This is a genomic window from Caulobacter sp. ALps2 (assembly GCF_058681635.1).
In genome coordinates this window covers 1780100-1806912 of the sequence record NZ_CM178743.1, presented here as the reverse complement: position 1 = coordinate 1806912, position 26813 = coordinate 1780100, and the positions used below count along the sequence as shown (strand labels likewise).

The 26813-nt window shown below is 66.9% G+C and carries 26 protein-coding genes and 1 pseudogene; 7 read left to right on the top strand and 20 right to left on the bottom strand.

Going from position 1 to position 26813, the window contains the following annotated elements; all coding sequences use genetic code 11:
• Positions 1 to 77 precede the first annotated feature (77 nt).
• Together ACW173_RS08605 and ACW173_RS08600 are read right to left on the bottom strand one after the other, a co-directional pair.
• Positions 78 to 677, bottom strand: a complete 600-nt coding sequence (locus ACW173_RS08605) for a polysaccharide biosynthesis/export family protein (protein WP_492084599.1) — start codon at positions 675 to 677, stop codon at positions 78 to 80.
• Positions 678 to 764: 87 nt separating this feature from the next.
• Positions 765 to 1553: a metallophosphoesterase family protein gene (locus ACW173_RS08600; protein WP_492084597.1), complete on the bottom strand. Its 789-nt coding sequence runs from the start codon at positions 1551 to 1553 to the stop codon at positions 765 to 767.
• A 260-nt stretch (positions 1554 to 1813) separates the two neighbouring features.
• Here ACW173_RS08600 and ACW173_RS08595 point away from each other — a divergent pair, with 260 nt between their 5' ends.
• On the top strand, positions 1814 to 2659 hold the full coding sequence (locus ACW173_RS08595; protein ID WP_492084596.1) for a transglutaminase-like cysteine peptidase: 846 nt from the start codon (positions 1814 to 1816) through the stop codon (positions 2657 to 2659).
• A gap of 171 nt (positions 2660 to 2830) precedes the next feature.
• Here ACW173_RS08595 and ACW173_RS08590 read toward each other — a convergent pair whose 3' ends face one another.
• Positions 2831 to 2983, bottom strand: a complete 153-nt coding sequence (locus tag ACW173_RS08590; RefSeq protein ID WP_492084594.1) for a hypothetical protein — start codon at positions 2981 to 2983, stop codon at positions 2831 to 2833.
• Between the two features lie 200 nt (positions 2984 to 3183).
• Between ACW173_RS08590 and ACW173_RS08585 the strand changes: the two genes are divergently transcribed.
• The gene (locus ACW173_RS08585) at positions 3184 to 3837 is read left to right on the top strand and encodes a sugar transferase (protein WP_492084593.1); all 654 of its coding nucleotides are present in this window, start codon (positions 3184 to 3186) and stop codon (positions 3835 to 3837) included.
• Between the two features lie 24 nt (positions 3838 to 3861).
• Here the strand turns inward: ACW173_RS08585 and ACW173_RS08580 are convergent, their stop codons facing one another.
• From ACW173_RS08580 to hrcA, 14 genes and pseudogenes are all read right to left on the bottom strand, one after another.
• On the bottom strand, positions 3862 to 5745 hold the full coding sequence (locus ACW173_RS08580; protein ID WP_492084591.1) for an O-antigen ligase family protein: 1884 nt from the start codon (positions 5743 to 5745) through the stop codon (positions 3862 to 3864).
• Between the two features lie 52 nt (positions 5746 to 5797).
• Complete coding sequence (locus ACW173_RS08575; protein WP_492084590.1) at positions 5798 to 8017, bottom strand: GumC family protein; 2220 nt, start codon at positions 8015 to 8017, stop codon at positions 5798 to 5800.
• Positions 8018 to 8074: 57 nt separating this feature from the next.
• Entirely contained in the window at positions 8075 to 9352 is a 1278-nt protein-coding gene (locus tag ACW173_RS08570) for a porin (protein ID WP_492084588.1), read from the bottom strand.
• Between the two features lie 69 nt (positions 9353 to 9421).
• Complete coding sequence (locus ACW173_RS08565; RefSeq protein WP_492084587.1) at positions 9422 to 10018, bottom strand: hypothetical protein; 597 nt, start codon at positions 10016 to 10018, stop codon at positions 9422 to 9424.
• A gap of 374 nt (positions 10019 to 10392) precedes the next feature.
• Positions 10393 to 11533: pseudogene (locus tag ACW173_RS08560) on the bottom strand (methyl-accepting chemotaxis protein).
• A 121-nt stretch (positions 11534 to 11654) separates the two neighbouring features.
• Positions 11655 to 14132 carry a DNA topoisomerase (ATP-hydrolyzing) subunit B gene (gene gyrB, locus ACW173_RS08555; protein WP_492084585.1) on the bottom strand — a complete coding sequence of 826 codons (2478 nt, stop codon included), beginning with the start codon at positions 14130 to 14132 and terminating at the stop codon, positions 11655 to 11657.
• A 16-nt stretch (positions 14133 to 14148) separates the two neighbouring features.
• Positions 14149 to 15306 carry a DNA replication/repair protein RecF gene (gene recF / locus ACW173_RS08550; RefSeq protein WP_492084584.1) on the bottom strand — a complete coding sequence of 386 codons (1158 nt, stop codon included), beginning with the start codon at positions 15304 to 15306 and terminating at the stop codon, positions 14149 to 14151.
• 45 nt (positions 15307 to 15351) lie between these two features.
• The gene (locus ACW173_RS08545) at positions 15352 to 15723 is read right to left on the bottom strand and encodes a VOC family protein (protein ID WP_492084582.1); all 372 of its coding nucleotides are present in this window, start codon (positions 15721 to 15723) and stop codon (positions 15352 to 15354) included.
• 76 nt (positions 15724 to 15799) lie between these two features.
• Positions 15800 to 16087: an ArsR/SmtB family transcription factor gene (locus ACW173_RS08540; protein ID WP_492085951.1), complete on the bottom strand. Its 288-nt coding sequence runs from the start codon at positions 16085 to 16087 to the stop codon at positions 15800 to 15802.
• Between the two features lie 25 nt (positions 16088 to 16112).
• Complete coding sequence (locus tag ACW173_RS08535) at positions 16113 to 17300, bottom strand: alpha/beta hydrolase family protein (protein ID WP_492084581.1); 1188 nt, start codon at positions 17298 to 17300, stop codon at positions 16113 to 16115.
• A gap of 1 nt (position 17301) precedes the next feature.
• Positions 17302 to 18048 (bottom strand): TolB family protein, encoded by a 747-nt coding sequence (locus tag ACW173_RS08530; protein ID WP_492084579.1) that lies wholly within the window; start codon positions 18046 to 18048, stop codon positions 17302 to 17304.
• 69 nt (positions 18049 to 18117) lie between these two features.
• Entirely contained in the window at positions 18118 to 19236 is a 1119-nt protein-coding gene (dnaN, locus tag ACW173_RS08525; RefSeq protein ID WP_492084577.1) for a DNA polymerase III subunit beta, read from the bottom strand.
• Positions 19237 to 19370: 134 nt separating this feature from the next.
• Positions 19371 to 20009, bottom strand: a complete 639-nt coding sequence (gene grpE, locus ACW173_RS08520; RefSeq protein ID WP_492084576.1) for a nucleotide exchange factor GrpE — start codon at positions 20007 to 20009, stop codon at positions 19371 to 19373.
• A 12-nt stretch (positions 20010 to 20021) separates the two neighbouring features.
• The gene (gene hrcA, locus ACW173_RS08515) at positions 20022 to 21098 is read right to left on the bottom strand and encodes a heat-inducible transcriptional repressor HrcA (protein WP_492084574.1); all 1077 of its coding nucleotides are present in this window, start codon (positions 21096 to 21098) and stop codon (positions 20022 to 20024) included.
• A gap of 153 nt (positions 21099 to 21251) precedes the next feature.
• Between hrcA and rph the strand changes: the two genes are divergently transcribed.
• The 3 genes from rph (at position 21252) to ACW173_RS08500 (ending at position 23797) form a co-directional block, all read left to right on the top strand.
• Entirely contained in the window at positions 21252 to 21968 is a 717-nt protein-coding gene (gene rph / locus ACW173_RS08510; RefSeq protein WP_492084573.1) for a ribonuclease PH, read from the top strand.
• A 69-nt stretch (positions 21969 to 22037) separates the two neighbouring features.
• Complete coding sequence (locus ACW173_RS08505) at positions 22038 to 23015, top strand: S1C family serine protease (protein WP_492084572.1); 978 nt, start codon at positions 22038 to 22040, stop codon at positions 23013 to 23015.
• The gene (locus tag ACW173_RS08500; RefSeq protein WP_492084571.1) at positions 23012 to 23797 is read left to right on the top strand and encodes a retropepsin-like aspartic protease family protein; all 786 of its coding nucleotides are present in this window, start codon (positions 23012 to 23014) and stop codon (positions 23795 to 23797) included. Before ACW173_RS08505 ends, ACW173_RS08500 begins: the two co-directional genes overlap by 4 nt.
• On the opposite strand, the gene ACW173_RS08495 is transcribed toward ACW173_RS08500, so the two are convergent.
• The 3 genes from ACW173_RS08495 to ACW173_RS08485 all read right to left on the bottom strand — a co-directional run bounded on the left by ACW173_RS08495 (position 23794) and on the right by ACW173_RS08485 (position 24786).
• Positions 23794 to 24024 (bottom strand): helix-turn-helix domain-containing protein, encoded by a 231-nt coding sequence (locus tag ACW173_RS08495; RefSeq protein ID WP_492084569.1) that lies wholly within the window; start codon positions 24022 to 24024, stop codon positions 23794 to 23796. The two genes, ACW173_RS08500 and ACW173_RS08495, sit on opposite strands and share 4 nt — an antisense overlap.
• Positions 24025 to 24041: 17 nt before the next feature.
• The gene (locus ACW173_RS08490) at positions 24042 to 24575 is read right to left on the bottom strand and encodes a DUF2975 domain-containing protein (RefSeq protein ID WP_291874712.1); all 534 of its coding nucleotides are present in this window, start codon (positions 24573 to 24575) and stop codon (positions 24042 to 24044) included.
• Between the two features lie 94 nt (positions 24576 to 24669).
• On the bottom strand, positions 24670 to 24786 hold the full coding sequence (locus tag ACW173_RS08485; RefSeq protein WP_310214328.1) for a hypothetical protein: 117 nt from the start codon (positions 24784 to 24786) through the stop codon (positions 24670 to 24672).
• A 283-nt stretch (positions 24787 to 25069) separates the two neighbouring features.
• Here ACW173_RS08485 and rdgB point away from each other — a divergent pair, with 283 nt between their 5' ends.
• Together rdgB and hemW are read left to right on the top strand one after the other, a co-directional pair.
• Entirely contained in the window at positions 25070 to 25672 is a 603-nt protein-coding gene (gene rdgB, locus ACW173_RS08480; RefSeq protein ID WP_492084568.1) for an RdgB/HAM1 family non-canonical purine NTP pyrophosphatase, read from the top strand.
• Positions 25665 to 26807: a radical SAM family heme chaperone HemW gene (gene hemW, locus ACW173_RS08475; protein ID WP_492084566.1), complete on the top strand. Its 1143-nt coding sequence runs from the start codon at positions 25665 to 25667 to the stop codon at positions 26805 to 26807. Before rdgB ends, hemW begins: the two co-directional genes overlap by 8 nt.
• Positions 26808 to 26813 lie beyond the last annotated feature (6 nt).

Sequence of the window (26813 nt, the reverse complement as noted above, 5' to 3'; positions counted from 1 at the left end):
AGGGTTGAGCGCGCTGAAACGAAAAAGGCCCGGCGGTGTCCGCCGGGCCTCGTGTCTTCCAGCTTGTGGCGCGCTGCCTAGAAGAAGCGTTCACCCAGACGGATGGTGTCGCCGGGGGCGACCACGATCGAGGGGGTCAGCTCGGACTTCTGCTCGGTGGTCTCGCCGTTGTGCTTGATCCAGACGTTCTTCTTGTCGGCGCGGTAGGTGAAACCGCCGGCGGTGGCCACCGCGTTCAGCACGGTCAGGCCCGAGGTGTAGGGATAGGTGCCCGGCTTCTCGACCTCGCCCAGGATGTAGAACGGGCGGAAGGTCAGGACCTCGACGCTGACGCGCGGGTCCTTCAGATAGCCGTCGCTGAGGGCCTTTTGGACGACCAGCTGGAACTGACCGACCGTCATGCCGCCCGCCTTGACCTCGCCGATCAAGGGCAAGGACATCAGACCGCTGCCCGTGACGAAGAATTCGCCGGAGAGCGACTGCTCGCCGTAAACGGTGACCCGGACCTTGTCACCGGTGCCGAGCAGGTAGTCCAGGGACTGGGCCGGCGCGGTCACCGGCGCGCCGCCGGCCGCGGGCTGCTGGGCGTGCGCGACGCCACCCAGGGCGCCAACCGTCATACAGACGGCCAACGCCAGCATCGCGAGAGCACGCGAGAATTTCGAAACACCGATCATGGCGAAGCTTCTCACCTTAGAGACTTGTCGATCCTGGGATCTGAGATGCCACATCGCACGTGACCGCGAGATGAACAAGGTGAAGTCTCAGGCCGCGCGCGCTTTACTGAACTGAATGATCTTCGGTTCGCCGCCGTCAAGTCTAACGGCGGTCAGGACGCCAGTCGCATAGGCGCCCGTATCGACATTGATCCGCTGGCGCCCGACGAAAACCTCTTCGGTAGGCGTGTGACCATGGACCACCGTGGCCTTCAGGCCGTGCGGATTGTCGAGGAACTCGTTGCGGATCCATAGCAGGTCGGCGGCGACCTGGCGTTCCAGCGGCAGGCCGGGCCTGACGCCGGCGTGGACAAAGACATAGTCGCCATAGACGACCATCAGCTCCAACTGCTTGAGGAACATCTCGTGGGCCGGCGGGAAGGCGGCGCGGAAGGCCTGGCGGGTCTGCTCCCACACCTCGGGCTCGGCCCGGCCCACGGGACGCTGGACGCCGTACGAGGCCATGGTCTCGCCGCCGCCGTATTCCACCCACGACGGCCCGGCCATCGGGTCGTCGAGGAAATGCAGCAGCGTCTCTTCGTGATTGCCCATCAGGGCGCGGAACTCGAAACGCCCTTCGGCCCCTTGGGCCATCAGCGAGATCAGCCGGTCGATCACCGCCGACGACTGGGCGCCGCGATCGACATAGTCGCCCAGCATGATCAGAACCGGCGGGTCGGTCCGGCCCATCGAGCGGAAGTCTTCGGTCATCCGCTCGATCAGACCGTCCAGCAGGTCGAGCCGTCCGTGAACATCGCCCACGGCGTAAACCACACGCCCCTCGGTGGACGCGGCGCGGCGGGCTTGCGGCTTGGGACGGAACAGGGCTTTGAACATCGCACTCGCCGAGGTGGCGACAGGGCGCCGGACTGGATTTCGTCGATTTTGCCCCAGGTGGCGGCGCGGTTCAACGGTGCCCGCTCGTGTTTACTTACAATTTAGCATGATCCTTTCCCCTCAATTTACCAAGTAAATTCGGGTTTGATTTGAGTTAATTTCGAAATAACCATGGTTCAATATTTGAATTAAACCATCTAAATTCAGCTCAAATTCGGCTCGCGAATGAATATTGGCCCCACGAACACAGCGGGGTCAGCATGTTCAACACGCGCAACATTGTTCTCGGACTCATCAGCGCCGCCGCGATGATGACCAGCGCCAACGCCCAGGCGGGTTCGATGCCGTTCCAGCCGCGCGGTGAAGGCGTCCAGGCGCCGCTGGGCTTCGCCGAGCTGTGCCGTCGCGACACCGAGACCTGCGGCCTGCCGAACAGCCAGCTGGCCCTGATGGGCCTGGGCGCGCGCGCCAGCTTCGCGCCGACCTCGTCGATCGGCGCCGCCCCGCCCCACCGCTTCGATGCGCCCAAGACCGCTTCGGTCGACGCCGAGGACGACGGTCTGGCCCTGGTTTCGCTTGAGACTCTCGAAGTCGTCACGGTCGCCGAGATCGAGGACTTCATGCCCGCCGCCGCGCCGAGCCTGAATGTTTCGGACGTGGCGCCCGCCGCCGTGACCTTCGCCGCCGCCGAACCGGCCGTGCTGTCCTGGACCTCCCGCGAGCAGCGCGACCAACTGAAGCTGCTGAACCAGGTCAACCAGACGGTCAATCGCGAGGTCAAGAAGGCCAGCGACCTGGATCTCTACGGCATGCCCGAATACTGGTCGCTGCCGCGCCTGGTCGACGGCAAGCTGTATGGCGACTGTGAAGACTACGCTTTGGAGAAGCGCCGCCGCCTGATCGCCGCGGGCGTTCCGGAAAGCGCCCTGTCGCTGGCCGTCGCCGTTACGGCGCGCGGCGAAAGCCACGCCGTGTTGATGATCTCGCTGAAGAGCGGCGACATGGTGCTGGACAACCTGACCCCCTGGGCCACGCCGTGGGAAGACCTGAACTATCGCTGGGTCCAGCGCCAGGTCCCGGGCACCGCCCTCTGGACCACCATCTGATCGCTCCCCCGATCGATGATGAAAGCCCCGGACCTGACGGTCCGGGGCTTTTTTGTTTGTCGAACGGCGTGGAGAGGCGGGTGTCCGAATGCGTTCGCGCCCGCCCCGGCGGAACCGGAGCGGGCGCGAAAGTCATGGGATCGCCGGGCGGAAGGACCGCCCGATGAGAGGCTAGAAGATGCGGGCGACCGTCAGGGCCAGACCGGCCCACAGGCCGATCGAAACCATGGCGCCCAGACCCAAACCGACGAGCGGCGGCATGCGCTTGCCACGCGGCGCTTGGGCGACTTCAACCTGGGCGAAGGACATTTTGACGTCGATCATCGATCAGCACTCCTGATGCTCTCGATGTAACGTCACTACAAATAAGGACGCCTGAATAAACAGAGTCTATTACACGTTAAGCATACGGGCCTGGGGTTGTGGATTTTTCCCCGCGACGCTGTGAGTCATTTGCGCTAGCGTGGCGGGGTCGGAACTGGAAACCAGTCCGCGACGTGGTGGGGAACTATGAGGGTGATCTGGTGGACGGGGGATCGTATACCGAACTTCTCGCGCCAGGATTGAGCGGGCGACTGCCTCCGGTGGCGGTTGACTTGCGAAAGCGCGCTCTGGACGTCCTGGCTTCGGCCCTTCTGTTGGCGCTGTTCGCCCCGCTGCTGCTGCTGGCGGCGCTGCTGATCAAGCTCGAGTCTCCCGGTCCGGCGCTGTTTCGCCAGACCCGTGGCGGCCTGGCCGGCGCCAAGTTCCAGATCTTCAAGCTGCGCACCATGCACTGCCGCGAAAATGGGCCGGACGTGGTCCAGGCCCAGCGCGGCGACAACCGGATCACGCGGATCGGCCGCATTCTGCGCGCCACCAGCATCGACGAATTGCCCCAGCTGCTGAACGTACTGCGCGGGGACATGTCCCTGGTCGGCCCTCGGCCGCACGCCGCCGCCCACGACGACTACTACGGCATGCGGATTCCGGAATACTACGCTCGCTACCAGGCGCGCCCTGGCCTTACGGGCTGGGCCCAGGTCAAGGGCCTGCGCGGCGGCACCGAGACGGTCGACGCCATGCGTCGGCGGGTCGAGGCCGATATCGACTACATCCAGACCTGGTCGATCCTGAAGGACGCCAAGATCGTCCTCCTGACCATTCCCAGCCTGCTGGTCAGCGACAACGCCTACTAGGGGCCAACCGGCTGAAGAGCGGGCCTATCGAAGCGGCTGAAGCTTGGCCTGAGCGCGCGCGGTGCGTTCGGCCACGATCAGGAACGCCAGGCCGATCCGGCCCGATGGGTTACGGATGCTGTTGGCCAGCGCCTTCAGGCGACGCTCGCCGTTCCCACGCCCGTACTCGGCCCGCACCTGATACATCACCTGCAGGCGCGCGGCCTGGGTCAGCGACGGCCAGTTCTCATAGGCCAGGCGCGTGCGGCTCATGAACAGGCTGGTCTGCAGCGGAGCGACCGCCAGCGAGTGCTCGAGCGCCGCATTGGCGGCGGCGACGTCGTTGCGCTGGAAGTCCACGGCGGCCTTGCGCAGCCAGGCGCCGCCGGAACCGGGCCGCATCGCCACTTCACGGCGGCTCAGGGCCTCCAGCCGCGCCTTGGCGGCGGGATCGGCGGAATTGCGGGCCAGCCCCGCCTCGATGCTCGTGGCCAGCACCTCCGCCGAGGCCGTGGGCATGGCCGACAGGTCCCCGCCGAAGCGCGAGGCGACCAGGGGAACGGCGACCAGGGTCGAGACCAGCAGGGCGAGGCCCGCGAACGTCATCGTACCCCATGAGGTCTCGGACTTGGCGCCACGTCGACGCAGCGGCGCGGTGGCGGTCATCGCGCCCAGTCCGACGGCGAACAGCGCCTGTAGCGCCGGCACCTGGACGGCGAAGTCCGACAGGCCGTGCAACAACACCACGACCGTCGCGGCGATGGTGGCGCGGGCCAGGGCGCCCAGCGTGCCCGGCTTGATCGCCTCGACGCCGACACGCCACAGCGTGACCAGCAGCCAGGCCAGCATGAACACACCGCCGACGACGCCGCCCTCCTCCAGCCACTGGAGATAGAGGTTGTGGGTGGCGCGGACGTCGAACAGGACCCGCAGGTTTTCGGTGTTCGTGATCAGTTGGTTCACGACCGGGAACGAGCCCAGGCCGAAGCCGAACCAGGGCGAGGTCTTGAAGGCTTCCCAGTGCGCCGTGAAGATCGCCTGGCGGACGGCGACGTCGCCTTCCAGGCTCTCCAGGCGCGCCGCCGTCAATTCGGCGCTGCGCATGGCCACCCCGACCACGACCAGCAGGGCGGCCGCGCCGCCGATGAGGGCGACGGTTCGCGCCTTACGGCCTTGGGCGATCACCTGCCAGGTGAGCAGGATGGCCAAGCCCACGACCGTGGAGAAGACGCCCCCGCGCGACGCCGTCAACGCCAGGGCGACGCCGAAAACCGCCGTCAGGCCCAAACTCAGGCTGGCGTCCATGCTCAGGCGGTCCAACCGCAGGGATCCGCCCGCCCGCTGGAGAGCCTGTGAGAAGAAGGTCGCACCGAAGACACCGCCGACGCCCATCAGGGTCGCGGCGCTGTTGGGGCTGAGCAGGGTGGCGGTCAGGCGGCGACCGGCCCGCAGGCTGACATGGTCGACGATCGCCAGGGCGGCATAGGCGCCCAGCGCCAGCAGCAGCCACCAGACCATGGCCCGGCGGCGGGTCTCGGACGCGCCGATGATCTGGGCGGCCAGGAACAGGCAGGCCAGGCCCAACAGGCGCAGGAGGTTCAGAAGCAGGGACGAGCGATCGACCGTGATCGCGCCCCCCTCGGTTCCCAGATAGAGCCAGACCGGGTGGGCGCCGCCGGGACCGAACGGCGTCAAGCTCCAGGCGGTCGCGATAAGCACGGCCAGGAACATCAGGCTGGGCCAAGGCGAGGTGAGGACGCTGGGCAGCTTGCGGGCCCAGCCGCAGAAGGCCAGCAGGCCCAGCAGCAAGGCCGCGTGCAGAGCGCCGAAGACCGTGGCCACCGCCACGTCGCTGGCCCCGAACGTGACGATCTCGGCCGTCACCAAAGTAACGAGGGCGCCGATCGCGACGCCCTCTGAGACTTTCAACTTGCGTGTCTTGGAAGCGTCGGGCGACGGCGCGCCCCCGCCCGTCCGCGTCCTAGTCCGCATAGTACTTTCGATAGTTGGCGTAATAATAATAGGAGTCGCCGTAGCCGTAGCGGGACTGGGCCTTGAGGTCCATCTGGGTCAGGGCGACGCCGGCGATGAACGCCCGCGTGCCTTGCAGCAGGGTCAGGGCCGACTGCACGGCCTTCACCGGCGTCTTCTTCCAACGGACCAGCATGACCACGGCGTCGGCGTGCGGCGCCAGGATGCGGGTGTCGGCGATCGCCAGCAGCGGCGCGGTGTCCAGCAGAACGATCTCGTAGCGGTTACGCAACTCCTGCAGCAGGCGGTGCATGGCCGACGAGCCGAGCACGTCCCGCGGCGTATAGGCCGACTTGGCCAGCGGCAGGATATGCGCGCCGCTCTCGTCGTTGATCAGCGCCTGGTCCAGGGTGGCGACGCCATTCAGCACTTCCAGCAGGCCGACCGAGGCTGGCTCCTTGAGGAACTGGCTGATCGCGCTCTGGCGCAGGTCGCAGTCGACCACGATGACCTTGGCGCCCGAAGTCGCCAGGGTGCGAGCCAGGGAGAACGTCGTCGTGGTCTTGCCTTCGCCCGGCAGCGACGAGGTAACCGCGATGACCTTGACCGTCTCGCCGACCTTGGAGAACAGGATCGACGCCCGCAGCTTGCGCAGGCTCTCGGCGAAGCTCGAGAGCGGCTTGGCTAGCAGATAGTCCGGCGGCGTCAGGCCCTTCAGGACCTTGGCGTCGTCGACCGTGGTGCTCAGGCTGGGAACCGCGCCCAGATAGGGCAGGCCCAGACGGCGTTCGACTTCGTCCTCGGTGAAGAGGCCAGCCATCAGGATCTCGGCCAGCACGACCGCCGCCACGCCCGCGCCCAGGGCCAGCACCAGACCCAGGGCCAGGTTCAGCGACGGCTTCGGGTAGCTGGGGCCGGTCGGGATCTTGGCCGGCGACACCACGCGGGCGTCGGCCTGCTCGATGCCGTCCTGGGCCGTGGTCTGCTTGAAGCGGGCCAGCAGGCTTTCGTACAGCGTCTTGACCGATTGGGACTTGCGCTCCAGCTCGGCCAGGCCGATGGCGGCCCGGTTGTTGCCGGCCAAGGTGCCCTTGGATTGGGAGACGCTCGAGGCCACCGAGCCGGTGCGCTGACGGGCGACCTGAGCCTGGGCTTCCAGGTTCGAGATGATGCGACGGATCTCGGCCTGGATTTGGTTGTCTACATCGGCCAGCTCGCGTTTGGCCTTCAGGAGATCCGGGTGACGGTCGCCGTAGCGACCGGCGAGATCGGCGACCTGGGCGCTCTTGGTCGCACGCTGCTGACGCAGTTGCTGGACGACCGGGGAATTCAGCGACTCTCCGACATCCTCGCCGGTGCTGCCGCGCGCCAGCTGCTGCCGGGCGATGTTCAGGCGGGCGTCGGTTTCGGCCTGCGCCGCGCGGCTGAGAGCGAGTTGCTGGTTCAGGCCAGAGATTTCCTGCTCGGTCAGCGTCGCGCCTTCGGCGCTGAGCAGGTTGTTGGCGATCTTGTATTGCTGGACCGCCGCATCCGCTTGCTGAACTTGGTCGCGCAACTCGGCGACGCGAGTGTCCAGCCATTCATTGGCCTTGGCGGTCGCGTCGAACTTCGCTTCCAGCTGTTCGGTCAGGTACAGGTTGGCGAAGGCGTTCGCCAGCTCCGAGGCCCGCTTGGCGTCGGTGTGGGTGTACTCGACCGAGATCAGATAGGTCAGGCCCGCGCGGCGGACCTTAAGACCCCCCAGCACATTGTCGACGATCCGCTCTTGCTGGCGCTGCAGCTCGACCGGGTCGGTCGTCGCGACCGGCGCGGCGGCCTTCTTGAGCGATGACAACCAGGCCGCGGCGCCCTTGGCGTCCGGCAGATAAGGGTTGAAGTACGGATCCTGCTGGAGCTTCAGGTCCTTGACGACCCGGCTGGCCAGAGACCGCGACTTGAGCACCTCCACCTCGGTGTCGACGACGGACGAATCCGCCGGCAATCCCGAGAGCACCGCATTCATGTCGGTGACCTGCTCTTTCCGCACGTCCAGCATGACCTGGGCCACGGCGGTGTATTTGGGCGTCTGCTGCAAGGTGAACAGCACGACGGCGGCGAAGACCACCACCGCCACGGCCGCGAAAAGCCGGAAGCGTCGCCTGAAGGTCGCGATCGCGATGTTCAGATCAAAAGACAACGCTCCGGTGTCATTCACCGGAGCGTTCGAAGTTTCAAAACCGGAGCCGTCCATGGGTACTCTCAGTAGACGGCAAACCTTGCCGTTTCGTGGACGTTTGGAGTGTCGTTCTTAGAACTGCAGAGCGACCGAAGCGATCAGCTTGTTGTCCTTGAACGAAGCGCCCGAGGCGGCGCCGCTCGATTCCTGCTTCAGGTAGTTGTAGGTCAGGAACAGACCCACACGACGGTTCAGCAGGTAGGTCGCGGTAGCCGAGAAGTTGTCGCGCTTGTCGTCGCGATCAACGCCCTTGTAGTTGTCCTTGCCGTGCGTATAGGCCGCCGACAGCAGGACGTTACGCAGCAGTTCGTGATCGATCGAAGCGCCGATGTTGTTCGAGATGTAGCCTTGCGACCCGACCGCGGTCGATTCCTCGATCGAACGGGAACCGTTCAGACCGACCGTCGTCAGCTGGGTCGGGAACCACTCGAGGCGGCCGAGCGCGCTGAAGCCGTCGATGTCGGTGAACAGCGGGTTGTCGTAGGACTGCTTCATGTAGCCGACCTGGACATCGCCACGCACCAGTTCGGAAACGTCGAAGTTGGCGCCGACGCCAAGCACGTAACCGTCCGACGTACGGTCGGTGGCCACGGTATTGTCGTCGTAGTCCTTCTTGTTGCCGAGGGCCGACACATAGAGCGCCGTGTCCGGGCTCACCGCGTATTCGGCCTTACCGCCATAGGTCAGTTCGTTACGGTCACGGAAGTCCTGGTCGATGGTGGCGACGCCGGCGAGCGGAACCGTCCGACGAACGTCGTCGTAGTTGAAGTCCTTGTCTTCCACGCGGCCGATCAGGCGCAGGCGGTTGAACTCCTTGGTCAGCACGATCGAACCTTGGTTCAGATCGTATTCAACCGGCTCGGCGGCCGCCGAGGGAGAGGTCGGGTTCGTGCGGGGTTCGACGAGGTGCTGGGTCTGGACCGAACCGGTGATGTTCGAGCCGCGCGCGATGTCGACACGACCGTTGGCCGACAGGGTGTATTCTTCGGCGTCTTCCGTCCCGTTGTCAGAGTAGCGGATGATGTTGCCGCCGGCGAAGAAGCCCAGGGCGTGGCGCGACCAGTCCGAACGCACGGCCAGTTCCGGCTTCACGCGCCAGATATTGTCGTCGACCTTGCCGGTCGCCGAGGCGTAGATGTTGTCGTTATGCTCGAAATCGACCGTCACGCGCGGATACAGCGTGAAGCCGCCAGCCTTTTGGCCGGTCGCTTCATAGTCCGGGCGCGGGCGCTGACGAACGGAAACGTTCTTGTCGCGCTTGAAGTTGGAGCCGAGATCTTGCGCCTGAGCAATCTGAGGCGCGGTCAACGCGATACAGGCCGCAATGGCCGAGCACGTTAGAGTTCGCATGGTTTATCCCCACCAGTAAGCGGTGGCCGGCGCGCGTCGTGACGCACCGGTCCACCCGAGGTTTATCGCTTAGCTGCCGCAGTAGGCAGCGACAACGCCGGCGCACGGATCGTACGGAGCCGGGGTCGTCGTCGTCGTGCCGCCAGCGCCAGCGCCGGCGGCGGCGCCGCCGTCAGTGGTCGTGGTCGAGGACACGCCTTGCAGGCTGACCAGGACGCTGGGAGCGCCGCCGGCGTCGGTCGCGGCCGTCGTCGTGACGGTGGCCGATTGACCGGTAGCCGCCAGCTGTTGTTGCACGGCCGGGGCCGTGGCGACGGTCTGAGCCATTTCAGGAGCCACCGCGGCGGCGACCTGGACAGCCACGCCGGCGCTGACCGTGCCGCTCGACACCGCTTGCACCAGAGCCGCGGCGATCACGGTCGGCGAAGCGCCCGAGGCGGCCAGGGCGGCGGAGACAGCGGCCTGAATGGCGGCCAGCTTGGCCTGAGCCGACAGACGGGCGAAGCCCGGCTGAGCGGCGGCCGAAGCAGCGGCTTGTTGGATGGTCCCTTGCAGCGATTGAGCCGTAGCGACCGGTTGATTTTGAGCCCAGACGGCGCCAGCGCCGATCGGGGCGAGCGCGACAGCCAGGCTAATGGCGATAGCGCGAACGCGGTTAGAAGCCATTGCTCCCTCCAATTGAACGGGGTCCCTTTAGGACAACGTAAACGAATGCTCTAGCCCGGATTACGCTTTTTCGACGATTTCTCGGCGACACCGTCTCAAGAAGATCACACAACGCCGCAATCTTCGCGCGAATAAGAGAACGCAACCGGACCTATAGACTTAGAATATGACGAGCCTGCCCCGCCGTGGGCCATACGCAGAGTTTTTATCGGCGGTCTGGTTAGGCCTAAAAAACCATGTACAGCCACGCCTTGCAACGGCGCTCGCGTAGAATCCGTGGTTAATGCCGCGAATCTGGTCGGTTTCGCCCTATAGGCGATCAGATCGTTCGAATATTTCGCAGTCAGCTTGGTTAAAACCAAGCAGAAAAGGGACTAAGCCGCCGCGGAAGTTGCCATGGCGACTTGCTGGCGCTGCACCAAACACCCATACCAGCCCAATCCGGCATAGGTTTCGTAGCCTGGCGTGAGGGCATAACCCACAGTCACGTCGCCATCGGCGTAGCTTCCCATCGTCCCGCCCAAGACATTCAGCGGAAAGATTTCGCTAAGCACCCCTTGATTGTCGGACGAGGCCAATACTCGGCCCTTTTGGTCCAGCAGCATGACGCGCGAGCGTTCGCGCTCCTCGGGCGTAAGGCGCACGCCGTCGACCACGGCCTGGGCCTGCGGCCGCCAGTCGAAGTGAACCCCCAGCACGCCCAGCACCTTGCCCTTGGCCTGCCCGCCCTCTCGGATGGCCGTGGCGTAGGTGGCGACCGGCGCGTCGCCCAGGGCGCGAGCCTTCTCGATGTCACAGGCCACGAAGTCGTCGCCGGTGGCGGTGCGCATGCCGTCCCGGAACCACTTGGCGTCGGCGACGGACTGGCCGACCACGCCCGGATACTTGCCGGGCCGGCCGTTGGCCACGACCCGTCCCTTGGTGTCGCAGATCCACAGGTCGAGATAGACCGTATAGGCGTCGAGGATCACGCCCAGGCGCTCGCTGGCGTAGCGGCGCGCGGCCGCGTCGTCGCCCTCGGCCAGGCACGCCACGACGGCGGAGTCGGTCGCCCACCAACGCACGTCGCAGGTGCGCTCATAGAGGTTGCGATCGACGATCTCGATGGCATTCAAGGCCAGATCCGCGAGCCGCTGGCCACGCATGTGCCCCAGGATCGCCCCGCCGATGGCCGACAGCTCGTCGAGATCGGCGCGCACCTGGCTCTCCAGGTCTCCCGCCACCGCGTCGATCTCGGTCGAGATCTTCTTGAATTCCTCGGCGACGATGGCGAAACCCTTGCCGGCCTCGCCCGCGCGAGCGGCCACGATCAGGGCGTTGATCGCCAGCATCTTGGCGGCGCGATTGACCCGGGCGATCTCGCCGATCTTGGCCCCCGCCACGCTGGACAGGCGCTCCGACAGATCGAGGATCCGTTCCGGACGGAGACTGGTGTCTTGGTCCATCGGAAAAAGCGCCCCCACGCAAACTTTCGAGCGAATCGGCCCGATCCACGCAAGATGACGCCCTCGTCATCGCCACGCGATGACACGAAAGGTCACACCAAAATGAGTAGGCCGTCCAGATGCGAAAAAGCGCCGGAACGCCCGCGAAACGGGCGCCCGGCGCTGAAGATTTCAGCGAGGAGAACGCCGTTCTAGACGTCGACCTCGGCGTCGAGGGCGTTTTCCTGGATGAACTCGCGGCGCGGCTCGACCAGATCGCCCATCAGGCGGCTGAACATGTCGTCGGCGTCGTCGGCATGATTCACCCGCACCTGCAGCAGCGTGCGCGCTTCGACGTCCAGAGTGGTCTCCCACAGCTGATCGGGGTTCATCTCGCCCAGGCCCTTGTAGCGCTGGATTGTCAGGCCCTTGCGGCCGGCGTCCAGCACCGTGTTCACAAGGTCCAGCGGACCGCGGACGGTGGTCGACTTGTCCTTGCGGCGGAATACGGCGCGGGCCGAGAAGATCTCGGCCAGCCGGACGGCGCGCTCGGCCAGGCGGCGAGCGTCGGCGGCGTGCAGCAGCACGTCGTCCAGCACCACCCGTTCCGACACGCCACGACGCACGCGGCTGAACACGAAGCCGGTATCGCCGCGCTCGCCGCTCCAGGGACCATCGCCCTCCTCGGCGTAGAGGTCCAGGCGGGTGGCGGCCGCCACGGGGTCCGGCGTCTCGCCCAGCAGGCCGGCCAGGGCCGCCTGCTCGATGGCGCTGGCCGGAGCCCGCGAGGCCAGGCGGTCGATATTGCCCTTGGCCGAGCGGCAGGCCTGGACCAGGGCCAGGAGGTCCTGGCCGGTCATGCGCTCGCCCGAAGAGAGGTCCAGCTCGGCCCCGTCGACGCCTTCGTCGACCAGGAAGGCGTCCATCTCGCTGTCGTCCTTCAGATAGCGCGAGGACTTGCCCTTGGCGGCTTTGTAGAGCGGCGGCTGGGCGATGTAGATGTAGCCGCGCTCGATCAGCTGCGGCATCTGCCGGTAGAAGAAGGTCAGCAGCAGGGTGCGGATGTGGGCGCCGTCGACGTCGGCGTCGGTCATCAGCACGATCTTGTGGTAGCGCACCTTGTCCGGATTGAAGTCGTCGCGGCCGATGCCGGCCCCCAGGGCGGTGATCAGCGTGCCGATCTGGTCGGACGAGAGCATCTTGTCGAAGCGGGCGCGCTCGACGTTCAGGATCTTGCCGCGCAGCGGCAGGACGGCCTGGTTGTCGCGGTTGCGGGCCTGCTTGGCCGAGCCGCCGGCCGAGTCACCCTCGACGATGAAGATTTCGGACTTGGCCGGGTCGCGCTCGGAGCAGTCGGCCAGCTTGCCGGGCAGCGAGGTGATGTCCAGGGCGCTCTTGCGGCGGGTCAGTTCGCGCGCCTTGCGGGCGGCTTCGCGGGCGGCGGCGGCCTCGGCGATCTTGCTGACGATCTGCCTGGCCTCGTTCGGGTGCTCCTCGAACCAGGTCGAGAGCCCTTCGGCCACCAGGTTCTCCACGGCCGGGCGCACTTCGGACGAAACCAGCTTGTCCTTGGTCTGCGAGCTGAACTTGGGGTCCGGCACCTTGACCGAAAGCACGCAGGTCAGGCCTTCCCGGGCGTCTTCGCCGCCCAGATTGACCTTTTCCTTCTTCATGATGCCCGAGCTCTCGGCATAGCCGGTGATGATCCGGGTCAGGGCCGCGCGGAACGCCGAAAGGTGCGTGCCGCCATCCCGTTGCGGGATGTTGTTGGTGAAGCACAGCATCTGCTCGTGATAGCTGTCGTTCCACCACAGGGCGAGATCGACCTCGACCTTGTCCTTGACGCCGCGCACCGAGATCGGGGCCTTCAGCAGCGGGGTCTTGGCCTTGTCCAGGTGGCGGACGAAGGCCTCGATGCCGCCGTCATAGTGCAGCTTTTCTTCCCACGGCTCGGCGTCGCGATGGTCCTTGAACCAGATCGTCACGCCCGAGTTCAGGAACGCCAGCTCGCGCAGGCGGTGTTCAAGGGTCTTCCGGTCGAATTCGATGAACGCGAAGGTCTCGCGCGACGGGAAGAAGGTCACTTCCGTGCCCGATAGCAGCTCGCCGGCCTTAGGCCCCTCCTCGCGCATCGGCGAGTCGCCCGTGACCTTCAGCGAGGTCACCGCGTCGCCGCGCTCGAAGCGCATCTGGTGGACCTTGCCGCCCCGGTGGATCAGCAGTTCCAGCCAGTCCGAAAGGGCGTTGACGACCGAGACGCCCACGCCGTGCAGGCCGCCAGAGACCTTGTAGCTGTTCTGGTCGAACTTACCGCCGGCGTGCAGCTGGGTCATGATGACCTCGGCCGCCGAGACGCCCTCGCCCTCGTGGATGTCGGTGGGGATGCCGCGACCGTCGTCGGTGACCGTCACCGAGCCGTCGGCGTTCAGGATCACCTGGACCTTGGTGGCGTGACCGGCCAGGGCCTCGTCGATGGCGTTGTCGACCACCTCGTAGACCATGTGGTGCAGGCCCGAACCGTCGTCGGTGTCGCCGATGTACATGCCGGGGCGCTTGCGGACGGCGTCCAGGCCCTTCAGCACCTTGATCGAGTCGGCGCCGTACTGGGCGGCGGCTTCCTCGGTCGTCATTTCCGGGGAGCTCACTTCGGCCGACACTTCGGGAACTTGGTCTTCGGTGTTCTCGGTCATTCGTCTTCCAGGGCGGTCAAGCCAGTGGGTCCAGGCCGGCGTCGCACACGCGAACGCCTAGCGCCCGACCCTTGAGATGGTCGAACAGCGACTCGTCCGTGCCGGTGAGGAAGGCCTGGAGCTTGAGCGCCGTGAGTTCGTCGGCCAATGCGGCTCGTCTCGTAAGATCGAGATGCGCGGCGACTTCGTCGAGCAATATTACAGGATTCGGCGCGGATTCCGCACGCGAAAGTCGCGCCGCCTGGGCCAAAACCAGGTTCAAAATCAGCGCTTTTTGCTCTCCGGTCGAGCATTCCGCCGCCGGACGGTCCTTCTCGACGTGGAAGATGGCCAGATCGCCCCGATGCGGACCGGTCAGAGCCCGCCCGGCGGCCCCGTCACGGGTCCGCGCGACACTGAGCGCGGCGGCTAACCTTTCCTCGATTTCGGCGAACGGGACCCCGTCCAGGGCCAGTTTCTCCCACTCGCCGGTCAAGGTCAGGCGCGCCTGCGGGAAAGGCCGGTCGCCGCGGCTGTCGATCTCGTTCTGCAGGGCCTGAAGCGTGCGGGCGCGGGCCTGAGACAAGAGGGCGCCGCTTTCGGCCAGGCGGGCCTCCAGGGCGTTCAGCCAGGTCGCGTCGGGCGCGGCCCCGGCCTCGGCCGCGTCGGTCAGCAGCCGCATGCGCTCGCGCTGGGCCTTGTCATAGGCGTTGGCGTTGGCCGCGTGGCCCGGCTCGCCGGCGAAGACCAGGCGATCGAAGAACTTGCGGCGCTCGGTGGCGGCCTCCAGGAACAGGCGATCCTGGGTCGGGGTCAACCAGATCGGCCTTACGTGGTCGGCCAGCCGGCCGGGCGAGACGGTCTCGCCCTCGATACGCACGGTCCGGCGGGCCGCCCCGCCCTGCTCGACGCCGGCGCCTATGCGGATCGGAGCGTCTTCACCACTCTCGACCTCCGCGGCGACGGCCCAGGCCCGGCCCACGGCTTCACCGGGCAGCCGGCGACCGACTTCGGCCATGCTGGCGCCGCGCAAGCCCTTGCCGGGGGTCAGCAGGCTGATCGCCTCGAGGAGATTGGTCTTGCCGGCCCCGTTGGCCCCGAACAGGTAGACGCTGCGCCCCTCGGTATCGAGGCGGGCGCGCTCGTACGAGCGGAAGTCCGTCAGGGTCAGGGAAAGCAAAGCGGCCGACGCCATCCGGCGTTCTTAAGCGGTGTCGTCGGCCGATGCTACTGACGGCGATCAGCCGATCTTGTAGCCGCAGAGCTTGTTGCCATCCAGATCGCGGAAATAGGCGAAATAGGCCTTGGGCATCCGCGCGCCCGGCTGGCCTTCGTCCTGACCGCCCAGTTCCAGCGCCTTGGCGTGGAAGGCGTCGACTTCTTCGACGGTGTCGAAGGCGAACCCGCCCATCATGCCGTTGCCGATACAGGCCGGATTGCCGTCGTACGGGCCCAGCACCCCGAACATGCAGCCGTCGCCGCGATAGAGGCGGCCGCCCGACGGGTGCTCGAACAAAGGCTTGAAGCCGATCGAGCCCAGCAGGCCGTCATAGAAGGTCTTGGCCTTCTCCAGGTCGTTCGAGCCGACCGTAAGGTAACTGAGTTTGGCCATGGGCCGCCTCCCGTTTTCTAAGGAAACGGACCTTAGCGCCCTTATGAGCCTCCGCAATATGACCCTTACGTCAGGATCACCGTTCCCACAGCGAACGGTGACCATAGACCCAGGCGCCGACGTCGGCGAAACGGTCGGTGACGATCGAACAGGTCCGCACGCGGCCCGACTTGCTGCTGACGATCCATCCGGATCGTTCCAGGATCTTCAGGTGCTTCATGAACGAGGTCAGGGCCATGTCATAAGGCGCGGCCAGCTCGCCGACGCTGGCGGGACCCTGGCCCAGACGGCTCAGAATGGCCCGCCGCGTGGGATCGGCCAGCGCCTGGAAGGTGTCATCGAGGGCGGCGGCATGCTTATCCATACGGCTAAGCATGCCCGCTAAGCGCCTATTTTGCCAGAGAAATCCCCAGCACCTTCCGCAGAAACTGGGTCTCCACCTCGCGGCGGCGGTCGTTGTTGGCTTTCTTGAGGAAGCCGTGACCTTCGTCCTTGAACTGGACGTACCAGGTCTCGACGCCCTGGCCGCGCAGCTTGGCGACGACCTGGTCGGATTCGGACTTGGGCACGCGGGGATCGTTCCAACCCTGCATGACCAGCATCGGCTTTCTGATCTTATCCACGTTGTTCATCGGCGAGATGGTCTCGAAGGCCTTCAGCATCTTCGGGTCGCGCTCGTCGCCATATTCGACGCGGCGCAGGTCGCGGCGATAGGCCTCGGTGTTCTGCAGGAACGAGACGAAGTTGCTGATGCCGTAGCGCTCGACCCCGCCGGCCAGACGGTCGGAATAGTGAGTCATCACGGCCAGCGACATGTAGCCGCCGTACGACTGGCCGTAGACGACGACGCGCGACGGATCGAGATCCGGCTGCGTCTTGATCCAGTCCAGCAAGGCGCCGATGTCCTTGACCGAGTCTTCGCGCTTCTCGGCGTTGTCGAGGTTCAGATAGGTCTTGCCGTAGCCGCTCGAGCCGCGAACATTGGTGACGATCACCGCCGCGCCCAGCTCGGCCACCGTGTGCTGGTGGAAGGCGTTGAAGGTCGGGCGCGACTGACCCTCCGGCCCGCCGTGGATGTCGATGATCACCGGAGCCCGCTGGCCAGCGGCCAGCTTGGGCCGATAAACAAAAGCCGGGATCGAGCGCTTGTCGAACGACGGGTAGCGGACCAGCGTCGGGGTCGCCAGGGCCTTGGCGTCCAGGCCGCCCAGCTCCGAGGCCGTCCAGCGCTCCAGCTTGGCGTCGGTCACGCCCCAGCTCCAGACGTCGCTGGCGGCGGTCGGGGTGGCCAGGCTGAAGCCCAGCTTCGACCCGTCCGGCGAGAAGGCAATGTCGCCGACCACCCCGGCCGGCAGCTCCGGCCGCGGCAGCGCGCGACGGGTGCGGAAGTCTTGCACCACCAGCTTCGAATAGCCGTCCTCGTTGACGACATAAGCCAGGATGCGGCCGTCGTCGGACAGAGCGAAGTCCTCGATGTCCCAGGGACGCTCACCCGAAAGGGTAACCTTCGCGCCCGTCGCCAGGTCGATCTGCACCAGGCGCTGGAAGTCCGAGCCCTCGTCCGACAGCAGCAGCACGCTACGGCCGTCCGGCGTGAACTTGCCGCCGCTGTAGGCGATTTTGGTCTTGCCGGGGGTTGAGCTCGGTCAGCTTGCCGGTGGCCACGTCCAGTAGCCAGCGCTTGGACTCCGAGATCGAGAAGTAACGGCCCAGCAGCACCGTCTTGCCGTCGGCCGACACCGCCAGCGGCGAGACCTGACCCTGACCCTTGTGGATCACCTTCGCCCCGCCGGCGCCGTCGCGCATCAGCACGTCGGAGTCGCCCGAGCCCTTGGTCAATCGCGACCAGACCAGGACCGCGCCGTCCTTCGACCAGGCCGGCGAGCCGTTGCGCGTGCCGGTCTCGGTCAATTGCGTGGTCTTGCCGTCGGGGCCGCGCAGGAAGAGCTGGAACCACTCGTCGCCGCCGGTGTCCTTGGAGAACAGGATCTGCCCCCCCGGCAGGGCGTGGGCGCCGCCGACGGGCTCGTCATAGAAGGTGATCTGGCTACGGTCGGAGCCGGGCGCGGCGACGATATGCAGCTGGTTGGTGTTGCCAAACCGGGTGGTGATAATGACACCACCATTGGGCGCCCAGTCGCCGAAATAGGCCGAGCGAGCGTTCTGGTAGCGGGCCAGGCTCTCGTGGATCGCCGGCGGCGCGACCGGCACGTTCTCGAGAATCTGATTGCCCATCTCCCGGCGATCCACCGCCTGCTGGGCAAGCGCGGGAACGGCGGCGGCGAGGGCCAGCACGGCGGCCGAGGCGGCGAGCAGCTTCTTCATGACGGGACCCCAACAGCAGAACGGGCGCCCAAGAGCGCCCGTTCATTGTTCTCACAAAACCAGCGCGGATCAGACCCGCAGCGGCATCAGCACGTACTTCACGCCCGGATCGACCGGATCGACCACCAGGGTCGGGCTGGCCGGGTCGGCGAAGCGGAACTCGGCTTGCGGACCGGCGATCTGGCCGCAGACGTCCAGCAGGTAGCGGGCGTTGAAGCCGATCTCGAAGGGCTCGCCGTCGTAGTCGACCTCGACCTCTTCGACGGCCTGGCCGGCTTCCATGTTGCGGACGGTCAGGGTGATGCGGCCCGGCTCGATGGCCAGCTTCACCGAACGGCTCTTCTCGGCCGAGATGGTGGCCACGCGGTCGACGGCCTTGGCGAACAGGTCGTTGTCCAGGGTCAGGATCTTGGCGTTGTCGCGCGGGATGACGCGCAGATAGTCCGGGAAGGCGCCGTCGATGACCTTGGAGGTCAGGGCGGCCTGGCCGAACTCGAAGCGGACCTTCTGGGGCGACAGCTGCAGGTCGACCGTCTCGCCGGCCGATTCCATCAGGCGGCGGGCCTCGGCGATGGTCTTGCGCGGGATGATCACGCCGGGCAGGCCGGCCGCGCCTTCCGGCGCCGGCATCTCGGCCAGGGCCAGGCGGTGGCCGTCGGTGGCCACGGCGCGCAGCTTGGTCTCGCCGCCCTCGTTGACCGTGTGGACGTAGAGGCCGTTCAGATAGTAGCGGGTCTCTTCGGTCGAGATCGCGAAGCGGGTCTTGTCGATCAGGCGGATCAATTCGTTGGTGTCGACCGCGATGCGGCCCGACAGGCCGTCGCTGCTCATCACCGGGAAATCGCCGGCCGGCAGCACCGGCAGGTTGAAGCGCGAACGGCCCGCCTGGATGACCAGGCGCGGATCATCGCCGCTGAAGCTCAGCGAGACGTCGGCGCCGTCGGGCAGCTTCCGAACGATTTCATACAGGGTGTGGGCCGGCGCGGTGATCTGGCCGGGAACGTCGATCTGGGCGAAGCCCTCGTCGATGATCTCCATGTCCAGGTCGGTCGCCGAGAAGGACAGACGATCGCCCTCGGCCGACAACAGGATATTCGACAGGATCGGGATGGTGTTGCGGCGTTCGACGACGCTCTGCACGTGACCCAGCGCCTTCAGGAGCGCCGCCCGTTCGATGGTAAGCTTCATAGTCGGTCCAGATCGCGCGGGCGGCCGATGGAATCGCCCGCTACCCCCGTTGAGAATGGACCGCCGACATTATCGCAATGCGCGAACGGGGAAAGGGGGCGCGGCGGTCATTTCCGCGCCCGCTAGACCTAAAGTCAGGCTTTCGTGTCGAACGAACCGCCCGAATTGTCGCCATCCGCGCCGGCGCCGGCATAAGGGTTGGCCGAAGCGCCCGACGGCTCACCGGTCGTCGATCCCGCGGAGGGGCCCGTGGAACCCTTGGCCGCCACGGCGACCATGGCCGGGCGCACCAGGCGGCCCATCAGCTCGTAGCCGGCCTGCAGCACGGCGACCACGCCGCCAGCGGCGACCTCGGTCGACGGTTGCTCGGTCACGGCCTGGTGCAGGTGCGGGTCGAACTTCTCGCCCTTGGCCGGGTCGATCTTTTTCAGGCCGTTGCGTTCGAAGGCGCCTTGCAGCTCCTTCTCGGTCATCTCGACGCCGATGATGAAGTTCTTCACCGCCGGGTCGGTCGACTCGCGCGGGCTGTGGGCCGTGGCGCGCGACAGATTGTCGGCGACGCCCAGCAGGTCGCGGCCGAACTTCTGGATCGCGTAGGCGCGCGCGTCGTTCATCTCGCGCTCGGCGCGGCGCTTGGTGTTCTCGGCCTCGGCGGCGTAGCGCAGAGCCTGCTCCTTCAGAGCGGCCACTTCCAGCTTCAGCGCCTCGATCTCTTGCGACGCGTCATCAGCCTCGAAGGCGACGTCTTCAGCCGGCGTTTGCTCGTCGGTCATCTCGTAAAGTCCTTATCCATCCATCATCCGCCCCAGCACCCGGGCGGTATAGTCCACCAACGGAATGACTCGAGCGTAGTTCAATCGCGCCGGACCGATCACGCCGATCGCGCCCAGCACCTTCTGTCGGCCCGTCATATAGGGCGCCGCGATCACCGAGGAACCCGAAAGCGAAAACAGGCGCGTTTCGGCCCCGATATAGATGCGCACGCCCTCGGCGTCACGAACGTCGTCGAGCAGGCCGATCAACTGACCCTTCTGCTCCAGGTCATCGAACAGCTGGCGCACGCGGTCGATGTCCTCGCGAGCCCGGGCGTCGGCCAGCAGGTTGGCCTGTCCGCGCACGATCAGCGAGCGGGCGTCGCCCTCCCCCCCGCTCCAGGCGGCCAGGCCGTCCTCGACCAGGCGGGCGGCGGTCTCGTCCAATTGCCGGCGGGCGATGTCCAGCTCGCCGCCCATCTCGGTCCGCGTCTCGGAAAGGGTGCGGCCGCGCAGGCGGGCGTTGAGGAAGTTGGAGGCCTCCTGCAGGGCCGAGGGCGTGACGCCGGGAGCCTGGCGCATCAGCCGATTCTCGACCTGGCCGTCCTCGAACACCATGACCGCCAGCACCTGGCCGCCGCCCAGCGGCACGAACTCCACATGCTTGACCCCGCCCTCGCGGACCGGGGTGACGACGATGCCGGCGCCGCCGGCCAGGCCCGAGAGCACGGACGAGGCCTCGGACAGCGCCTCCTCGAACGAGCGGCCCTTCACGGCCAGCCGCGCCTCGATGGCCCGCTTGTCGGCCTCGGCGACGTCACCGACCTCCAGCAGGCCGTCGACGAACATCCGCAGGCCCGCATGGGTCGGCATCCGGCCGGCGCTGGTGTGAGGCGCGTCCAGCAGGCCCAGCTGCGCCAGGTCCTGCATGGTGTTGCGGATCGACGCCGGCGACAGCGCCAGCCCGGCCTTGGACAGGGTGCGCGAGCCGACCGGATCGCCGGTCTCCAGATACGACTCGACCACGCGCCGGAAAATGTCGCGGGCGCGGGTGTCCAGCTCGGTGAGGCCCGGCGTACGGACGATCGGACCCGGGAAAAGATGCGTCATGCTCTAAAAGGCCATAGGGGCGTGTTCTTTGGGGGCGTGTCGTTTGGGACCCGGTCGGCGGACAAAAGCTGTCGGCCTCTTTCAAGTTCGGCTCTCAATAGGATAAGCGCCAGCCCACACACATTCAAATAGCCCTGAAATCAGGAGTTTCCCATGCGTCCGTCCGAACGCGCCCCCGACCAGCTGCGCGCCGTCACGCTGGAAACCGGCGTCAACCGCTACGCCGAAGGCTCGTGCCTGGTCAGCTTCGGCCACACCAAGGTGCTGGTCACCGCCACGGTCGAGGAAAACGTCCCCGGCTGGATGCGTAACAAGGGCGCCGGCTGGGTCACGGCCGAATACGGCATGCTGCCCCGCGCCACCCACACCCGCGGGCGCCGCGAAGCCGCCGCCGGCAAGCAGAGCGGCCGCACGCAAGAGATCCAGCGCCTGATCGGCCGCTCCCTGCGCGCCGTGGTCGACCTGAAGGCCCTGGGCGAACGCCAGATCAGCCTGGACTGCGACGTCATCCAGGCCGACGGCGGCACCCGCACCGCCGCCATCACCGGCGCCTGGGTCGCCCTGCGCCTGGCGGTCAACTACCTGCTGGAAGAGGGCGTGCTGAAGGCCGACCCGATCCTGGGCCAGGTGGCGGCCGTCTCGTGCGGCGTGTTCAAGGACACCCCGGTCCTCGACCTCGACTACGAGGAAGATTCCAGCGCCGAGGCCGACAGCAACTTCGTCCTGACCGGCGTGGGCGACATCGTCGAGATCCAGGCCACCGGCGAAAAGCGCGGCTTCACCCGCGCCGAATTCGAGTCGCTCTACGCGCTCGCTGACAAGGGCATCAACGAGCTGTTCGTGATGCAGCGCGCGGCGATCGGCGGTTAAGCCGCCCGTCACTCTTGTTCGAACGGGGTAACGGTCCCAGATTCCTAGTCTGAAGATCAGGAGTTTCGCGTGACCACCCCGTTCGAAGGCTACGAAGTCGAAGCCCGTCTGCGCCCGTCGGCCGAGGCGTATCGCTTCGACCTGGACCAGGCGCTGGCCTCGATGGTCGCGCTGGAGGCCCAGGTCCCGCCCGACGCCTACACGGCCGGCATCCTGGGAACCGAGCGGGTCGGCAACGGCGTGGTCGTCGGCCCCGGCGGCCTCGTCCTGACCATGGCTTACCTGATCACCGAGGCCGAGGAAGTCACCCTCACCCGCAACGATGGCCGGCGCGTGCCGGCCCACGTGCTGGGGCTGGACGTCCGCTCGGGCCTCGGCCTCGTCCAGGCGCTGGAGCCCCTAGACCTGCCCGTCATGACCATCGGCTCGGCCAAGGATCTCGAGGCCGGCTCGTCGGTCATCGCCGCCGGCGCCGGCGGTCGCGCCCACGCCGTGGCCGGCAAGGTCCTGGCCCGCATGCCCTTCGCCGGCTACTGGGAATATCTGCTGGACGACGCGATCATCACCGGCCCCGCCCACCCGCACTGGAGCGGCGCGGCCCTGATCGGTCCCAAGGGCGACCTGGTGGGCCTGGGCTCGCTGACCCTGGAGGGCCGCGACCAGAACGGCGACGCCAAGCCGATCAACATGTTCGTGCCGGCCGAACTGCTGCCGCCGATCCTGGACGAGCTGGCCCGTGGCCGCAGCCCCCATCCGCCGCGTCCGTGGCTGGGAGTCTTCGCCCAGGAGATGGAGAACCACGTCGTCATCGTCGGCATCTCGCCCAAGGGTCCGGCCGCCCGCGCCGAGCTGCGGGCCGGGGATCTGATCCTGGCCGTCGACGGCCACCCGGTCGCCGACCTGGCCGAGTTCTACGACCGGATGTGGGACCTTGGCCCCGCTGGCGTCAGCGTGCCCCTGAAAATCCTGCGCGAGGGCGACGCCTTCGAGCTGGAAGTGCGCTCGATGGACCGCGCCAGCCTGCTGAAGAAGCGGCGGCTGAATTGACCAAGGGTCCCTGGGAGCAAGCCGATCCGCCGGCCGTAGCGCCGTCCCGGCCGCCGTCGCCACCTCGTCATCGCCTGTGGCTGTGGCTGGGCCTGCTGGCCGCCGTCGGCGTGCTGGCCCTGGCCCTGATGCGCGCCTATCCCGAGGCGATCCAGACGGGCGACGACCAGGCCAGCCTGTTCCTGCGCCTCGGCATGGTCGTGCTGGTCTCGACCGTCCTGCTACGCGGCCTGCACGGCTCGCCGCGCCAATACCTGAAATACGCGGCGATCTGGACCAGCATCATCGCGGTCCTGGCCCTGGGCTATGCCTATCGCGCCGAGCTGATGCAAATCCCGCAGCGGCTGCAGTTGGCCTTCAACGTCGGCACGCCGGTGACCGTCGGCGAGCGCACGCTGGTCGTGCCGCAAGGCGAGGACGGCCACTATGTCGTCGACGGCCTGATCAACGGAAAGCGCGTGCGGTTCATGGTCGACACCGGCGCGACCGAGACCGTGCTCAGCCCCGCCGACGCCCGTCGCTTGGGAGTCCCCGTCGACACCCTGACCTACGGCTACGAGTCCGAGACCGCCAACGGCAAGGGCTACAGCGCCGCCTATGACGCCACCAGCCTGGAGGTCGGCGCCATCCGGCTGGAGGGTTTCCGGGTGATGGTCAACAAGGCCCCGATGAGCGGGTCGCTGCTGGGGATGAGTTTCCTCAAGCGCCTGGAGGCCTTCGAGTTCCGAGACCGCCAGCTGATCCTGAAGTGGCGCGAGGACGGCCAGGGCCGCGCCTACTAGTCCTCGTCCTGCCCGTCGGCGGGGCCGTATTCGAAGGTCAGGAGATCGCCGGGCTGACACTGCAGCTCTCGGCACAGGGCGTCCAGGGTGGAGAACCGCACCGCCCTCGCCTTGCCGGTCTTCAGGATCGAGAGGTTGGCGATCGTCACGCCCACCCGGTCGGAAAGCTCGGTCAGCGACATGCGCCGTTCCAGCAGCACGCGGTCGAGGTTCACGCGGACAGGCATGCGGCGATCGCTCCGGTTCAGATCGTGAGTTCGGCTTCGCGACGAAGGCGGGCGCCCTCGCGGAAGACCTCGGCCAGGACGAAGACGACCAGCACCGAGAACCAGGCGGTCAGGGTGAAGCTGTCGTCGATGACCTTGGCCTTGGGGGCCAGCCAGCGGGCCATGCCCGAAAAGACGTAGCGCCCCACCTCCAGACCGGCCAGGACGAGGCCGATCAGGCGCAGGCGCACCACATTGTCGGGATGGAAGGGGTCGCCCGCCGTCAGGGTCGCGAAGATCTTGCGCAGCCGCTCGACGATGATCATCCAGCCGCCCAGCAGCAGGGCGTAGGCCGCCAGCGCGCCGGCGAACAGCGCGCCATTGCGGCTGATGGCCTCGACGGCGTCGCTGATCGGCAACATCGAGGCCAGCAATTCGGGATTGAAGCTGAACAGCAGGGCGACCAGCGTGAACAGCGACAGAAGGCTCACGAAGATCCACAGCCCGACGTAGATGACGTCGAGGATGATCTTCAGGAAACTCGATACGGAGCCGGGCCCCAACGCACGCATGGCTGCTCCCCAACAGCGACGCTCAAACATGCCCCGCGTCGCGAGGAGACGTCAAAAGCTCGGGCTTGAAAACCCTGGAAACTCTTGGCTCGCCTTAAAGCGTCTGCGCCACGAACGCCACAGCCGACACCGGAACAGCCACGATCAGGGCGGCGGTAATGGCGGTCATGACGACCTTGTCGGCGATGCGGAACAGGCGGGCGGCGGACATCTTGTTTTCCAGTTTGAGAGACGTGGTTGGGGCCGAGCCATTCGGCCCCTCGCCACACGTCAACAGATAGGCGGCGATTTGGGTTCCGCCAATCTCGATTATCGAAAAACGATATTAAACTACGGTAATGATACACAAGGGTTTGGAACAGTTGCCCTTGGGTCACACCGCGGGTTTGGAGCCGGCGAGGCCTTTTTGAGGGCCATGACACGAACCTTGCGGGCAAAGGGCGAAATTGGAGAGTAAAGGAGCCGCGAGACCTGACTTTTCCGGAGTTGATGACATGGCGCTGAAGCTTGAAATGGGATCGAGGCTGGTGGCCGCCACCCACAATCCCGGCAAGGTGCCCGAGATCGCCGCCCTGCTGGACGGCCGCTTCGAGATCGTCACCGCCGGCCAGCTGGGTTTGCCCGAGCCGGACGAGACCGAGAGCACGTTTGTCGGCAACGCCCTCCTGAAGGCCCGCCACGCCGCCGACCTGTCGGGCCTGCCGGCCCTGGCCGACGACAGCGGCCTGTCGGTGGTGGCCCTGGATGGGGCTCCGGGCGTCTATTCCGCCCGCTGGGCAGGTCCCGGCAAGGACTTCGCCATGGCCATGGACAAGGTCGCCGAGCGGATCGAGGCGACGGGGAAGGAAGACTACGCGGCCTGGTTCACCTCGGCCCTGGCCGTCGCCTGGCCGAACGGGCCGGCCGTGGTCGTCGAGGGGCGCGTCGAAGGGACCCTGGTGTTCCCTGGCCGCGGCACGCGCGGCTTCGGCTACGACCCGATCTTCGTGCCCGCGGGCGAGAGCCTGACATTCGGCGAAATGGACCCCTCCGCCAAGGACGCCATGAGCCACCGCGCCCGCGCCTTCGCCAAGCTGAAGGCGGCGCTGTTTGACTGATAGCCTCGGCGTTTATGTCCACTGGCCGTACTGCGCCCGCATCTGCCCCTATTGCGACTTCAACGTCGTTCGCGACCGGGGCAAGACGCGGGAGCAAGCGGCTCTGGCCGACACGATCGTCGCGGATCTGATCGCCCAACGCGCGCTGACGGGCGAACGCCAGTTGCTCTCGATCTTCTTCGGCGGCGGCACGCCCTCGCTGATGGATCCGGCCCAGGTGGCGCGGGTCATCGAGACAGCCAAGCGCCTGTGGTCGCCCGTCACTGATCTCGAGATCAGCCTGGAGGCCAATCCCACCGACGCCGAGGCCGACCGCTTCGCCGCGCTCGCGGACGCCGGCGTCCAGCGACTGTCCCTGGGCGTCCAGGCGCTGGACGACGAATCCCTGAAGGCCTTGGGCCGCAACCACGACGCCGGCGCGGCGCGACGGGCGATCGCGGCGGCGACCAAGGCCTTCCCGCGCCTGTCGATCGACCTGATCTACGCCCGCCCCGGCCAGACCGACGCGGCCTGGCGCGCCGAGCTGGCCGAGGCCATCGCGCTCGGCCCCGAGCACGTCTCGCCCTACCAGCTGACCATCGAGCAAGGCACGGCCTTCGACCGCGCGGTCGGGCGCGGGACCCTGGTCGTGCCCGACGAGGACCTGGCCGCCACCCTGTTCGAGACCACGCAGGAGCTCTTGGAGGCCGCCGGCTTCGACGCCTACGAGGTCTCCAACCACGCCCGGGGCGCGGCGGCCCGCTCGCGGCACAACCTCGTCTACTGGCGGGGTGTCGACTATGTCGGCGTCGGTCCCGGCGCGCATGGCCGTCTGGCCTTGCCCGAAGGCCGCGCGGCCACCGTCGCCCATCGCGCCATCAAGGACTACATCGCCGCCGTCGACACGACCGGCCTCGGCTTCGAGCGCGAGATCCTGACCCCGCGAGAGGCCGCCGAGGAGCGCCTCGTCCTGGGTCTGCGCATCGACGACGGCGTGGGGTTCGATGAGATGGCGCCGCTGGGTCTGAACCCGGATCTGCCCAAGGTCCGCGACCTGGTGCAGACCGGCCTGGTCGTTGACGACCCCAATCGATTGCGCGCCACTCGCGCGGGCCGCCTCGTTCTGGATAGGCTGACAGGGACGCTCGCGACCTGATATGCC

Coding starts and splice junctions, on each gene's coding strand:
- rdgB (WP_492084568.1), top strand. CDS start 25,070: ATGGCGCTGAAGCTTGAAATGGGATCGAGGCTGGTGGCCGCCACCCAC.
- ACW173_RS08485 (WP_310214328.1), bottom strand. CDS start 24,786: ATGTCCGCCGCCCGCCTGTTCCGCATCGCCGACAAGGTCGTCATGACC.
- ACW173_RS08495 (WP_492084569.1), bottom strand. CDS start 24,024: ATGCCTGTCCGCGTGAACCTCGACCGCGTGCTGCTGGAACGGCGCATG.
- ACW173_RS08600 (WP_492084597.1), bottom strand. CDS start 1,553: ATGTTCAAAGCCCTGTTCCGTCCCAAGCCGCAAGCCCGCCGCGCCGCG.
- ACW173_RS08490 (WP_291874712.1), bottom strand. CDS start 24,575: ATGCGTGCGTTGGGGCCCGGCTCCGTATCGAGTTTCCTGAAGATCATC.
- ACW173_RS08545 (WP_492084582.1), bottom strand. CDS start 15,723: ATGGCCAAACTCAGTTACCTTACGGTCGGCTCGAACGACCTGGAGAAG.
- hrcA (WP_492084574.1), bottom strand. CDS start 21,098: ATGACGCATCTTTTCCCGGGTCCGATCGTCCGTACGCCGGGCCTCACC.
- ACW173_RS08590 (WP_492084594.1), bottom strand. CDS start 2,983: ATGATCGACGTCAAAATGTCCTTCGCCCAGGTTGAAGTCGCCCAAGCG.
- ACW173_RS08565 (WP_492084587.1), bottom strand. CDS start 10,018: ATGGCTTCTAACCGCGTTCGCGCTATCGCCATTAGCCTGGCTGTCGCG.
- ACW173_RS08570 (WP_492084588.1), bottom strand. CDS start 9,352: ATGCGAACTCTAACGTGCTCGGCCATTGCGGCCTGTATCGCGTTGACC.
- grpE (WP_492084576.1), bottom strand. CDS start 20,009: ATGACCGACGAGCAAACGCCGGCTGAAGACGTCGCCTTCGAGGCTGAT.
- ACW173_RS08530 (WP_492084579.1), bottom strand. CDS start 18,048: ATGAAGAAGCTGCTCGCCGCCTCGGCCGCCGTGCTGGCCCTCGCCGCC.
- ACW173_RS08595 (WP_492084596.1), top strand. CDS start 1,814: ATGTTCAACACGCGCAACATTGTTCTCGGACTCATCAGCGCCGCCGCG.
- gyrB (WP_492084585.1), bottom strand. CDS start 14,132: ATGACCGAGAACACCGAAGACCAAGTTCCCGAAGTGTCGGCCGAAGTG.
- ACW173_RS08540 (WP_492085951.1), bottom strand. CDS start 16,087: ATGGATAAGCATGCCGCCGCCCTCGATGACACCTTCCAGGCGCTGGCC.
- rph (WP_492084573.1), top strand. CDS start 21,252: ATGCGTCCGTCCGAACGCGCCCCCGACCAGCTGCGCGCCGTCACGCTG.
- recF (WP_492084584.1), bottom strand. CDS start 15,306: ATGGCGTCGGCCGCTTTGCTTTCCCTGACCCTGACGGACTTCCGCTCG.
- ACW173_RS08605 (WP_492084599.1), bottom strand. CDS start 677: ATGATCGGTGTTTCGAAATTCTCGCGTGCTCTCGCGATGCTGGCGTTG.
- ACW173_RS08575 (WP_492084590.1), bottom strand. CDS start 8,017: ATGGACGGCTCCGGTTTTGAAACTTCGAACGCTCCGGTGAATGACACC.
- dnaN (WP_492084577.1), bottom strand. CDS start 19,236: ATGAAGCTTACCATCGAACGGGCGGCGCTCCTGAAGGCGCTGGGTCAC.